This is a genomic window from Paenibacillus sp. BSR1-1, from assembly GCF_030403775.1.
In the GTDB taxonomy this organism is placed as follows: domain Bacteria; phylum Bacillota; class Bacilli; order Bacillales; family Cytobacillaceae; genus Neobacillus.
The window spans coordinates 108,236-119,859 of sequence record NZ_JAQMWQ010000013.1 but is presented as its reverse complement, the minus strand read 5'-3'; the positions used below and the strand labels follow the sequence as shown (position 1 = coordinate 119,859).

The 11,624-nt window shown below is 45.9% G+C and carries 12 protein-coding genes; all 12 read left to right on the top strand.

Annotation, left to right across the window (positions count from 1 at the left end; all coding sequences use genetic code 11):
- The first annotated feature begins 127 nt into the window (after positions 1 to 127).
- On the top strand, positions 128 to 1,393 hold the full coding sequence (gene rho, locus PH210_RS18050; protein ID WP_289987527.1) for a transcription termination factor Rho: 1,266 nt from the start codon (positions 128 to 130) through the stop codon (positions 1,391 to 1,393).
- 210 nt (positions 1,394 to 1,603) lie between these two features.
- Positions 1,604 to 1,816, top strand: a complete 213-nt coding sequence (gene rpmE / locus PH210_RS18045; protein WP_289987525.1) for a 50S ribosomal protein L31 — start codon at positions 1,604 to 1,606, stop codon at positions 1,814 to 1,816.
- A gap of 126 nt (positions 1,817 to 1,942) precedes the next feature.
- Positions 1,943 to 2,554 carry a thymidine kinase gene (locus PH210_RS18040; RefSeq protein WP_289987521.1) on the top strand — a complete coding sequence of 204 codons (612 nt, stop codon included), beginning with the start codon at positions 1,943 to 1,945 and terminating at the stop codon, positions 2,552 to 2,554.
- A gap of 32 nt (positions 2,555 to 2,586) precedes the next feature.
- Complete coding sequence (locus PH210_RS18035) at positions 2,587 to 2,850, top strand: hypothetical protein (protein WP_289987519.1); 264 nt, start codon at positions 2,587 to 2,589, stop codon at positions 2,848 to 2,850.
- Positions 2,808 to 3,281: a hypothetical protein gene (locus tag PH210_RS18030; RefSeq protein WP_289987517.1), complete on the top strand. Its 474-nt coding sequence runs from the start codon at positions 2,808 to 2,810 to the stop codon at positions 3,279 to 3,281. Before PH210_RS18035 ends, PH210_RS18030 begins: the two co-directional genes overlap by 43 nt.
- A 550-nt stretch (positions 3,282 to 3,831) precedes the next feature.
- The gene (prfA, locus tag PH210_RS18025) at positions 3,832 to 4,905 is read left to right on the top strand and encodes a peptide chain release factor 1 (RefSeq protein ID WP_289987515.1); all 1,074 of its coding nucleotides are present in this window, start codon (positions 3,832 to 3,834) and stop codon (positions 4,903 to 4,905) included.
- Entirely contained in the window at positions 4,898 to 5,749 is an 852-nt protein-coding gene (gene prmC, locus PH210_RS18020; RefSeq protein ID WP_289987513.1) for a peptide chain release factor N(5)-glutamine methyltransferase, read from the top strand. The genes prfA and prmC overlap by 8 nt, the downstream gene beginning before the upstream one ends.
- A gap of 490 nt (positions 5,750 to 6,239) precedes the next feature.
- On the top strand, positions 6,240 to 7,130 hold the full coding sequence (spoIIR, locus tag PH210_RS18015) for a stage II sporulation protein R (protein ID WP_289987510.1): 891 nt from the start codon (positions 6,240 to 6,242) through the stop codon (positions 7,128 to 7,130).
- Positions 7,131 to 7,237: 107 nt separating this feature from the next.
- Positions 7,238 to 7,684, top strand: coding sequence for a GNAT family N-acetyltransferase (locus tag PH210_RS18010; protein WP_289987508.1), 447 nt, complete (start codon positions 7,238 to 7,240; stop codon positions 7,682 to 7,684).
- Between the two features lie 184 nt (positions 7,685 to 7,868).
- Entirely contained in the window at positions 7,869 to 8,912 is a 1,044-nt protein-coding gene (locus tag PH210_RS18005) for an L-threonylcarbamoyladenylate synthase (RefSeq protein WP_289987506.1), read from the top strand.
- Positions 8,913 to 9,464: 552 nt separating this feature from the next.
- A complete protein-coding gene (locus PH210_RS18000) occupies positions 9,465 to 10,031 on the top strand; it encodes a manganese efflux pump MntP (RefSeq protein ID WP_289987504.1) in 567 nt (188 codons plus the stop codon).
- A 75-nt stretch (positions 10,032 to 10,106) separates the two neighbouring features.
- A complete protein-coding gene (locus PH210_RS17995; RefSeq protein ID WP_289987502.1) occupies positions 10,107 to 11,573 on the top strand; it encodes a C39 family peptidase in 1,467 nt (488 codons plus the stop codon).
- Positions 11,574 to 11,624: the final 51 nt, after the last annotated feature.

Below are 11,624 nucleotides of genomic sequence, written 5' to 3'. Positions count from 1 at the left end.
TCTGCAAATCTATTCATTTCAATTCTACTTCTATTTCAATTCCTCTAATCTCTTAATTACCTATTGACCATCTTTTACAAAAAGAAAGAGCGGATTCGAAGGGAAAATTTAAAAGTGTGGTGTACAAATGGACTTAACAATTTCAAGTTTAGAAAACATGAAGCTGAAGGAGCTTTATGAGCTTGCGCGCGAATATAAAGTGACCTATTACAGCAAATTAACTAAAAAAGAATTAATTTTTGCGATTTTAAAATCTCGTGCCGAGCAGCAGGGCTATTTCTTTATGGAAGGCGTCTTGGAAATCATCCAGTCAGAAGGCTTTGGCTTCCTGCGTCCGATTAACTATTCGTCAAGCTCAGAAGATATTTACATTTCCGCTTCGCAAATCCGCCGTTTCGACCTCCGCAATGGGGACAAAGTATCCGGTAAGGTTCGTCCTCCAAAGGAAAATGAACGTTACTATGGTTTGCTGCACGTAGAAGCGGTTAATGGTGAAGATCCTGAATCGGCAAAAGAACGTGTCTACTTCCCGGCATTGACAGCGTTGTATCCGAACCGTCAAATGAAGCTGGAAACAACGCCAAAGCATCTTTCCACCAGAATCATGGATTTAGTCGCTCCGGTTGGTTTTGGACAGCGCGGTCTGATTGTCGCTCCTCCTAAAGCAGGTAAAACGATGCTGTTAAAGGAAATCGCCAACAGCATTACGACAAACCATCCTGATGTTGAACTTATCGTCCTATTAATCGACGAGCGTCCGGAGGAAGTAACCGATATTGAACGTTCTGTAGCGGGTGATGTCGTCAGCTCAACGTTTGATGAAGTGCCGGAAAATCATATTAAAGTCGCTGAGCTTGTACTGGACCGTGCAATGCGTTTGGTCGAGCATAAACGCGATGTTGTCATTTTGATGGATAGTATCACGCGTTTAGCGCGTGCCTATAACCTTGTCATTCCGCCAAGCGGCCGTACGCTTTCCGGAGGTATTGACCCGGCTGCGTTCCACCGTCCGAAGCGATTCTTCGGGGCTGCCCGTAATATTGAAGAGGGCGGCAGCTTGACTATTTTGGCTACGGCACTTGTGGATACCGGCTCACGTATGGATGATGTTATTTATGAGGAATTTAAAGGGACAGGCAATATGGAGCTGCATCTTGACCGAAGTCTTGCTGAGCGCCGTGTTTTCCCTGCGCTTGATATCCGCCGTTCCGGAACGCGTAAGGAAGAATTGCTTATTCCAAAGGATCATCTTGATAAATTATGGGCGATTCGTAAGTCAATGTCCGATTCACCGGATTTTGCAGAACGCTTTTTGAAAAAATTAAGACAGACAAAATCAAACGAAGAGTTCTTTGCACAGCTGAACGAGGAACTAAAGTCACGTCGTTCCTAGACTGAATAGAGGGCAAGCCTGGTTTAGTCACAGGCTTGAGTTCCTTTTTCAAAAATAATAAAGTCCTTTTCAAGAATATCCCAACTTGCAAAAGTAGGTTACCCTTGTTATAATGGGTGCAGTGTGTTTTTAGTATTTCATGCTTGTTTTAAAGATAGGCATTTATATAACTCTGTTTCGAAAGATTCAGGGCGGAAGGAGATGAAAAGAATGAAAGCAGGAATTCATCCAAATTATAAAACAGTAACGGTGACATGTGCATGTGGTAATACATTTGAAACTGGTTCTGTTAAGAAAGAAATTCGCGTTGAAACTTGTTCAGAATGTCATCCATTCTATACTGGTCGCCAAAAATTCGCTGAAGCTGGCGGACGTGTTGACCGTTTCAACAAAAAATACGGCATTAAGCAACAACAACAATAATTATTGCAAAGACAACAGGCGAGTGGGAAAACTTACTTGCCTGTTTTTTTTATTTGACTTTAATGACTTTTTTACTATAAATATGATCGTGTATCATGGTTCGTTTAGAGGAAGGAGACGCCGTTTATGTATTTAATGAAGCAAAGCGGATGGGTTGAGGTTATCTGTGGCAGTATGTTTTCTGGAAAGTCGGAGGAATTGATTCGCCGTGTTCGGCGGGCTCAATTTGCCAAACAAAAAATAGCTGTGTTTAAGCCGAAGATTGATAATCGCTACAGTGAACAGTCTGTCGTTTCCCATAATGGCTCTTCTTTTCATGCGAAGCCAATTTCCCATTCGATTGAGATTCTGCATCATGTCGAGGCAGATATAGATATTATTGCAATTGATGAAGTGCAGTTTTTCGATGAGGGAATTTTAAGGGTTGTGCAGCAGCTGGCTGACAGCGGTCATCGCGTCGTATGTGCAGGTCTTGATATGGATTTCCGCGGCGAGCCGTTTGGGCAAATGCCTGCGTTGATGGCAATTGCCGAAACGGTAACAAAGCTGCAGGCTGTTTGTACGGTATGCGGTTCACCATCGAGCCGGACACAGCGTCTGATTGATGGACGACCTGCCTCGTATCATGACCCGGTTATCATGGTCGGCGCTTCTGAGGCGTACGAGCCTCGCTGCCGCCACCACCATGAAGTGCCAAAAACAGCATCATACCGCGGGGCGGTTGAGCAGGAAGTTTGATGTTTGATACATAACTGTCTAGGGAGTGATTCTTGGGCAGTTTTTTTGTGGGGAAAATCGGGTTCGGCGAAAAAATGGCGAAAGTCAGCGAAATGAATGGGGCTTTGCGCGAAATAAATTTGAAGATCTGCGAAATTAACAGGATAATACGCGAAAATATTACTGAAATGCGCGAAATTCCAAGTAGGCTTGGAAAGATTTCTCTCGTTCAGTTCGGCAAGCTGCCGGGCATGATAGTAATGGGAGGTGTTTTATGCGGAAAAAGTGGATGTTTCTCTCGTTTATCATGTTGTTAATGGTAACTGGATGTCAGAGCAATCGTGGGGCGGATGAAAAAAATGCCGCATATGATTTGCGGAAAGACCGAACGTCACCTAATTTTATGTCCAACCGCAATAATGGTGGCGAGCGGGACGTGGCGGAAAATGATATTGCCGATCAAAATCCTAACTTCCTTAATCTGAATAGGTCGGGGGATCGCGGGGAATTTGATGGCGAAAATCAGGGCAGCGATGTCGACAAGGCGAAAAAAGTCGTTGCGGCAACAGACGAGTTTACCATCGACTCGGTTTGGATGAATGGCGACCGGATGTGGGTGTCTGTTTATAAAAAAGGAATGCTCTCCGACAAGGAAAGAATTGATGCCGAAGCACGCCTCCACCGCAAACTAATACGGGCCCTGCCGCGTTACAATATCGAAGTTCGAGTGAAGGAAGACCGAAGATAACATGCTCTGTTTACCAGGGCATGTTTTTTTGTTTTGTTCCTTAAAAAGCAATGAAAAAAGGGAGGCCGGCGGACCAGTTTAAAGGCTGACAGTGCCCGTGAAGAAAGAAAAAGTAGCTGATGGTCACTGCGAAAGGGTGACAGTGCCCGTGGAAGGAGAAAAAATGAGGTCTACGGTCACTGTCAAAGTGAGACAGTGACCGAGAAGAAAGAAAAAAGTGTCTGACGGTCACTGTGGAAGGGAGACAGTGCCCGCGAAGAAAGAAAAAAGAGGCTGGTGGTCACTGTGAAAGGGTGACAGTGCCCGTGAAGAGAGAAAAAAGTGTTTGACGGTCACTGTGAAAGGGTGACAGAGCCCGTGAAGAGAGAAAAAAGTGTCTGGCGGTCACTGTGAAATAGTCAGTGCCAGCGATAGTTGAAAGTGAAGGATACAGTCATTTTGGAATTTAAAAAGTGGTTGTAAAAAAGTTCCCTGCAGAAATTGGTTTTGACTGAGTTTAACGCCTATACTATAATTAGAATGTTATGGACTAAAACTCGAGGTGAATAACTTGTTTGATCGTCTTCAATCCGTTGAAGATCGCTACGAAAGATTAAATGAACTTTTAAGCGATCCGGAAATCATTAATGATTCAAAAAAACTACGTGAATATTCAAAAGAACAATCTGACATACAAGAAACTGTGCAAACGTACCGCCAATATAAAGAGGCTCGCGAACAGCTGGCTGACGCTAAGGCGATGCTTGAGGATAAGCTCGATGCCGAAATGCGTGAAATGGTGAAGGAAGAAGTAAACGAGCTGGAAGCGCAAATTGAAGAATTGGAAGCCCACATGAAGATTCTTCTGATTCCAAAGGATCCGAACGATGACAAAAACGTTATCTTCGAAATTCGCGGTGCGGCCGGCGGGGAAGAGGCAGCTCTGTTTGCTGGTTCGCTTTATCGGATGTACAGCCGTTATGCCGAAGCGCAGGGCTGGAAGACAGATTTGATTGATGCCAGTCCGACAGGCCTTGGCGGCTACAAAGAAATCAGCTTTATGATCAATGGTGCCGGCGCTTACTCCAAATTAAAATTTGAAAATGGCGCCCATCGTGTACAGCGTGTGCCGGAAACCGAATCGGGCGGACGGATTCATACTTCAACAGCAACGGTTGTTTGTTTGCCAGAAGCGGAAGAAGTAGAGATTGAAATCCACGATAAGGATATCCGTTTTGATGCGTTTGCCTCCAGTGGTGCCGGCGGACAGTCCGTCAACACAACGATGTCAGCCGTTCGTTTAACTCACATCCCAACAGGAATCGTGGTATCCTGTCAGGACGAAAAATCACAGCATAAAAACAAAGACAAAGCGATGAAGGTTTTGCGTGCGCGCGTCTATGATAAATTCCAGCAGGAAGCACAAGCAGAATACGATCAAGTGCGTAAATCGGCGGTTGGTACCGGCGACCGTTCCGAGCGGATTCGTACTTACAACTTCCCGCAAAATCGCGTGACGGACCATCGCATTGGTTTAACGATTCAAAAGCTGGACCAAATCTTAGAAGGCAAGCTGGATGAAGTCATCGATGCCTTGATTATGGAAGATCAAGCGAAAAGACTGGAAGAGGCTGCAGATGAGTAAAAAAGTATTCGAAGCTCTTAATTGGGCTTCTTCTTTTTTAAAAAAAGCAAATCGGGATGAGAATGCGGGCGAGCTATTGCTTCGGCATTTTACCGGGATGTCGCGGTCGCAGCTGTTTGCCAATATGCGCGATGATGTAGATCCGGCTGTGCTGTTACGTTTTGAGGAAGCTGTTCACGAGCATGTCCGGGGTGTACCGGTTCAGTATATGATCGGCTCTGAGGATTTTTACGGCCGGACGTTCCTGGTGAATGAGGAGGTACTCATTCCAAGGCCGGAAACAGAGGAGCTTGTTTATGAAACGCTCAAGAGAATAAATAAGCTGGGTTTAAAAAAGGTAGTGGATATTGGTACGGGAAGCGGTGCGATTGCCATCAGCCTGAAGCTGGAGCAGCCAGCATTAAAGGTCTTCGCTTCTGATATTGCGGAGGAATCCTTAATTGTGGCGCGGGAAAATGCCAGCCGGCTTGAGGCTGATGTTGAATTTATCCAGGGTGATTTGTTAAAGCCTTTTATTGGCGGTCAGTTTGATGTTGTCATTTCTAATCCGCCGTATATTCCGACGGGGGATATAATGACAATGTCGGAAGTGGTTACTGAGCATGAACCGCATCGGGCTTTATTTGCGGGCGAGGACGGACTTGATTTTTACCGCCGCTTTATGGTGGAGCTTCCTCAGGTGCTAGCGCAGCGCGCACTGGTATGTTTCGAAATTGGGGCCGGTCAGGGCGAAGCGGTAGCGGAGCTTTTTCAAAAAGCATTTAAGGAAGTTAAGGTTGAAATTGTGAATGATATAAACGGCAAGGACCGGATGGTGTTTGCAGAAATTGGCTTCGGGAAGTGATCTCCCGGGGCTTTTTTTATTAGTGTGGGTTTCATAATACCCTTGAACCTGGAAAAAGGGTGCAGCGGTTGATAAGAGAGGTTCATAAAGCCCACGAGTTTAAAAAAAGAGTCTTGGCAGTCGATAAGGGAGGTTCATAAAGCCCGTGAGCTTGGAAAAAGTATCTTGACGGTCGATAAGAGAGGATCATAAAGCCCGTGAGCTTGGAAAAAGAGTCATGACGGTCGATAAGAGAGGATCATAAAGCCCGTCAGCTTGGAAAAAGAGTCATGGCGGTCGATAAAAGAGGTTCATAAAGCCCGAGAGCTTGGAAAAAGAGTCATGACGGTCGATAAGAGAGGATTATAAAGCCCGTCGGACCGGAGTAGAGGCGGTAGTGGTCGATTAGGGCGGAGTAATATGAAATGTTCGGGTAAAAATATTAAAATTTACTAGTTTAAGATTCTTGGTTTCTGTCCACAATGAGGATATCGAAGGGACGGTGCTGAGAGTGAGAAGCAAAGTAGTGGTTTGGGCTTACTTAATAGTATTATCATTGGGAACAATGTTGAGTTTATATATGCCAAAAACAGAAGCGGCGCAGAAGGAATCGATTGTGATTCCAGGGGAAGCGATCCGCCTCCGAATCTTAGCGAATAGTGATTTTGAAAAGGACCAGGCGATCAAGCGGAAGGTGCGCGATGCGGTTAATGCTCAGATTACCTTATGGGTGCAGGATTTAACGTCTATGGAAAAAGCAAGAGCGGTGATCAATGAGAAGCTGCCGGAAATTCAAGCGATTGCGGAACAAGTGGTGCGCGAGCAAAATTCCAACCAGTCAGTGAAAGTAGAGTTTGGCAAGGTTCAGTTTCCGACAAAGCTTTATGGCCAGTTTTTATATCCAGCCGGAGAATACCAGGCGATTTTGATTACATTGGGTAAAGGCGAGGGGGCCAATTGGTGGTGTGTGCTGTACCCGCCGTTATGTTTTCTAGATTTTTCAAATGGGATTGCCGTAAGCAAAGGCTTTGATGAAAAGGAACATGTTGAAGCGCAAACGGTCCAGGAAGAGCCGGTTAAGGCAGCGGTCGAAGAGCCAGTAAAGGCTAAACCGGTTGAAAGACAGCCGCAAGTATCAGTTAAAGCGGTGGTAAAGCAGCCGAAAGCACCCGTTAAAAAAGAGACGGTTGAAAAATCGCCAGCTGTAGTGGAAAATTATACGTTAGCGAAGCAAGAGCAGCTTTTAGAAGAAGAGCCCGTACATGAAAATTTAGCAGAAGAGCCTGTGCAGGAAAAAGAAACGGTTAAGCAAGAGAAAAAACCAGTTTATACGGCAGAGGATGAACAGCCGGTGAAAGTGAAGTTTTTCGTGGTTGAGATGTGGGAAAAGCTATTTAATTAAACCAGTTCCTTTCAGCGGAGCTGGTTTTTTAATAGATTTGCCGGTTCTATTTTATCTATCTTTTTAATAATCATAGAGTAGAAATGAAAAAAGAAGAGGTGGATGAATTGGAATCAGTAATTCGTAAGGCGGGTAAAGAGGATCTCAGCAATTTAAGAGAGTTTTTGGAGAGGGCCAATCTTGGGACGGATGGAGTAAATGAGGACTCGATTGGCTGCTTTTTGCTACTAGAAGATGAGGAAGGTACGCTTAGGGGTACGCTTGGAATGGAGGCTTACGCGGATTTTGGGCTGCTGCGCTCGCTTGTCGTTACGCCTGGACAAGCTGAGAAGGAGATTTTCGTTCTTTTTGATCAAATGGTGCAATTGGCGAAAGAAAAAGGAATGCAAAGTTTATTTTTGGCAACAAATAAAGGAACGGCCCTTCCGTTTTTTGAATTAATGGGCTTTCAGAAAATTGGCCGGGGCGATTTGCCGCAGCAGTTTTATGGATCAAAACATATTCGACACGTTTTGAATGTGGATAACTCGTTATTTTTAAAATTTTCTTTATAACTGTGGATATATCCGCAAAGTTATCCACTATTTCCAGAAACTTATGCACAATTTGTGGATAAAACTTGTATTTATCCCCGCCTTCTTTTATACTTTCAAACGTACTAGGTGGAAAATATGAGTCTAATCGCCGTTATTCGTCAAAATTCGATAAAAGACTCGTTTCTGATAAAGGTGGATAACTATGAACACAAAGGTCTGGATAGTGGATAAAAATGTGGATAATTTAGAAAGTAATCCACAAATTGTGGATGCAGCGAATTTTTTACGGGAAAATGAAGTGGTGGCCCTGCCAACAGAGACCGTTTATGGCCTCGGCGGCAATGCTGAAAGTGACGAGGCGGTAGCGAAAATTTTTGCTGCCAAGGGCAGGCCTGGGGATAATCCGTTAATTATTCATATCGCCGACAAAGAGCATCTTAGTAGATTTGTAAGTGAGGTTTCTCGGACAGCGGAAGTGTTAATGGATGCGTTTTGGCCGGGGCCGCTGACGATTGTTTTTAATAAGAAGGAAGGCGTTCTTTCGGAAAAAGCGACGGCTGGACTTTCGACCGTGGCAGTAAGGATGCCGGATCATCCGGTGGCTCTGGCTTTGTTGAAGTCATGTGGGCTGCCGATTGCGGCGCCAAGTGCGAACAGCTCGGGCAAGCCGAGTCCGACAAGTGCGGATCATGTGCTCGATGATTTAAACGGGAAAATTGCCGGGGTCGTGGATGGCGGACAGACGGGAGTTGGCGTGGAGTCAACGGTGGTGGACTGCACAGAAGCAGTACCAGTTATTTTGCGCCCGGGCGGAGTGACGAAGGAGCAGCTAGAGGATGTGATTGGCGAGGTTCGGATTGACCCGGCTTTGACGGATGAGGCCTCGAAGCCAAAATCCCCGGGTATGAAATACAAGCATTATGCCCCAAATGCTCCGCTTTATTTGGTGTCAGGCACGAGAGATTTTCTTCAGCGTTTAGTGGAAGAAGAGGAGAAGGAAGGGCTTTCGGCCGGAGTGCTGACGACAGAGGAGTACGTGGATCAGTTTAAGGCGGATGTGGTGCTCGCTTGCGGGCATCGGGATGAGCTGGAGACGGTTGCGGCAGCGCTATATGATACGCTTCGTCGTTTTAATCAATTGAAGGTGGATATTATTTTTAGTGAGATGTTTCCGAATGAAGGTGTAGGGCATGCGATCATGAACCGCCTTTTGAAGGCTGCTGGGAATAAAATTATTGGTGAGTAAGCACCAGGTCCTGCTGAATTGCGGGGCTTGGTGTTTTTTTATGTACGCAAGCTTTTTTTAATGAGCCTCGGATTATGTGCCCGAAAACTCAATACAGGAGCAGTTTGGGTAACGTAGAACCCGCCTACGTGACCGAAACCTCGGTACAGGAGGAATTTGGGTAACGTAGAACCTGACTACGTGCCCGAAACCTCGGTACAGGAGGAATTTGGGTAACGTAGAACCTGACTACGTGCCCGAAACCTCGGTACAGGAGCGATTTGGGTAACATAGAACTCGTCTACGTGCCCGGAAACTCGGAACAGGAGCGATTTGGGTAACGTAGCCCCTGTCTACGTGCCTGAAATCTCAGTGTAAGAGCGATTTGGGTAACATAGCCCCCGTCTACGTGCTTGAAATCTCAATTCCAGAGCCAATTCGGTCACGTAGCCCTTTCCCGCATTCCAGAACGCTAAAATAAACTAAACACCCCGGCCATTTCCCCCGCTCGACTTCTAAAACAAATGGGACGTGCATATGCTGAAATAGTTAGTCCAAGGGGGCGAAGACAGAATGTCGGAGATGTTCGGAGAAGTTGTAACACTACTATTAATGGCATTTGCCCTAGGGATGGATGCCTTTTCGGTCGCACTCGGCATGGGAATGCACAAACTGCGGCTCAAAAAAATCTTTGAAATCGGCATCACTATCGGACTGTTCCATGTTTGGATGCCGCTTTTGGGCCTCGTCGCAGGCAAATTTTTATCAGAAAAATTTGGAGCCTTCGCTACCTTTATTGGCGGCTTACTGTTAATCGTTTTAGGGGTGCAGATGATTTGGGCAAGCCTCAAAAAAGGGGAGGAAAAGGCCATCACACCTGTCGGGATTGGCTTAATCATATTTGCGCTTAGCGTCAGCCTCGACAGTTTTTCCGTCGGACTTTCCTTAGGTATATACGGTGCCAAAACGCTTTTGGTCATATTATGCTTTGGAATCGCGGCAACTGTGCAAACATGGGCAGGGTTACTGCTCGGAAGAAAGGTCAGCGGCTGGATGGGGAGCTATAGCGAGGCGCTTGGCGGGGCAATTTTATTAGCCTTTGGCCTAAAACTGCTGGCACCCTTTTGGCAATTTTTATAAAAATAAACAGGATTATCCTCCGAAATGGTAGAATTGTAGAATATATCATTCTATTAATTGGGGGAGGGGCAGCGTGTGCGGCCAAAAATATGGGTAACAATTTGCTTTGCTCTGATCGTATTCTCTTATTCTCTTGTTCCGGGACTGGCAACAGCGGAAACAACCTCGGAAATCCAATTATTCGAAAAAGTGACTGATCAGACGACGTCGATTAAAGGGAAAACGATTGAAAACGCAAAAGTATCAGTGGAAAACAATCAGGGAATCCTTGGCTCTGCTCCAGCCGATTCGGCCGGACAATTTGAAGTGGCCATTCCAAAGCAGCCGGCAGGAACGATGCTGACTATTTCTGCGGAGGATGGGGCCAATCATACATACGAATTGTTAGTTAAGACAGCCGCAACAGGCTGGGTTCAAGAAGGCGGCCTTTGGTATTATTATGGAACAAATGGAGAAAAGCAAACAGGCTGGATCGAAGGTAACGGCCAAGCCTATTATCTTGACCAATCTGGTGTGATGAAAACGGGCTGGTTATTAGAGAATGGCAAGTGGTATTTTTTAAAAAATAATGGCGCAATGGCAACGGGCTGGATTCAAACAGGTGGGAAATGGTATTTTCTCGACACTAAAGGTGTCATGAAGACCGGCTGGCTGCTGGATGGCGGCAGGTGGTATTATTTAAGCGGTTCCGGGCAGATGCTAACCGGATGGATGAAAGACGGAAACCGTTGGTACTATATGAACAGCAAAGGTGCAATGCAGACGGGCTGGGTTTTCACTAGCGGTAAATGGTACTATCTTGCATCAAATGGGGCGATGAAAACCGGCTGGCTGCTGGATGGAGGCAAGTGGTACTATCTCAATAGTGACGGCTCGATGAGGAGCGGCAGCTGGATCCAAAGCGGAAAGGACCGTTTTTACCTAGGCAGCAAGGGGTACGTTTCATCAGTTCAGCTGGATGTTCCGCTGGTCGCGCAAATGCCGGAGCTGCCGCGCGGCTGTGAAGTGACGTCACTCGACATGATGCTTTTGGATGCTGGAAAAAATGTTTCAAAAATGACGCTTGCTTCCCAGGTGCGGAAAGACCCGACGCCATATTCGAAAACGAATGGTCAAGTGTACTTCGGTAATCCGTATTCGGGTTTTGTCGGCGACATGTATACGTTTAATAAGCCGGGGCTTGGAGTTTACCACGGGCCAATTGCGGATTTGGCGGAACGCTACCTGCCAAACCGGGTGATCGATTTCACCGGAAGCAGCTTTGAGGAAATTTATAAGCATTTGAACAGCGGCAAACCGGTGTGGGTCATCAACAATGTGCTGTTTGACACGGTTCCATCGCAATACTGGCAGACATGGAACACGCCGACCGGAAAAATTTCCATTACCTATAAAGAGCACAGCGTCCTGATCACAGGCTATGACAGCCAATATATTTATTTCAATGACCCGCTAAGTGTTACTAAAAATCGGAAAGTCTCAATCAGCGCCTTCAAACGCGGCTGGGAGCAAATGGGGAAACAAGCCATCTCTTATCGCTAAGGGGTGCAGGCATTTTTGAATGGTGGAAATTTTGTTTTATAATAGGGGGAA

What these genes read in the sequence shown, in the direction of transcription:
- rho (WP_289987527.1), top strand. Translation starts at nt 128, where the DNA reads ATGGACTTAACAATTTCAAGTTTAGAAAACATGAAGCTGAAGGAGCTT.
- rpmE (WP_289987525.1), top strand. Translation starts at nt 1,604, where the DNA reads ATGAAAGCAGGAATTCATCCAAATTATAAAACAGTAACGGTGACATGT.
- PH210_RS18005 (WP_289987506.1), top strand. Translation starts at nt 7,869, where the DNA reads ATGAACACAAAGGTCTGGATAGTGGATAAAAATGTGGATAATTTAGAA.
- PH210_RS18000 (WP_289987504.1), top strand. Translation starts at nt 9,465, where the DNA reads ATGTCGGAGATGTTCGGAGAAGTTGTAACACTACTATTAATGGCATTT.
- PH210_RS18040 (WP_289987521.1), top strand. Translation starts at nt 1,943, where the DNA reads ATGTATTTAATGAAGCAAAGCGGATGGGTTGAGGTTATCTGTGGCAGT.
- prmC (WP_289987513.1), top strand. Translation starts at nt 4,898, where the DNA reads ATGAGTAAAAAAGTATTCGAAGCTCTTAATTGGGCTTCTTCTTTTTTA.
- PH210_RS18030 (WP_289987517.1), top strand. Translation starts at nt 2,808, where the DNA reads ATGCGGAAAAAGTGGATGTTTCTCTCGTTTATCATGTTGTTAATGGTA.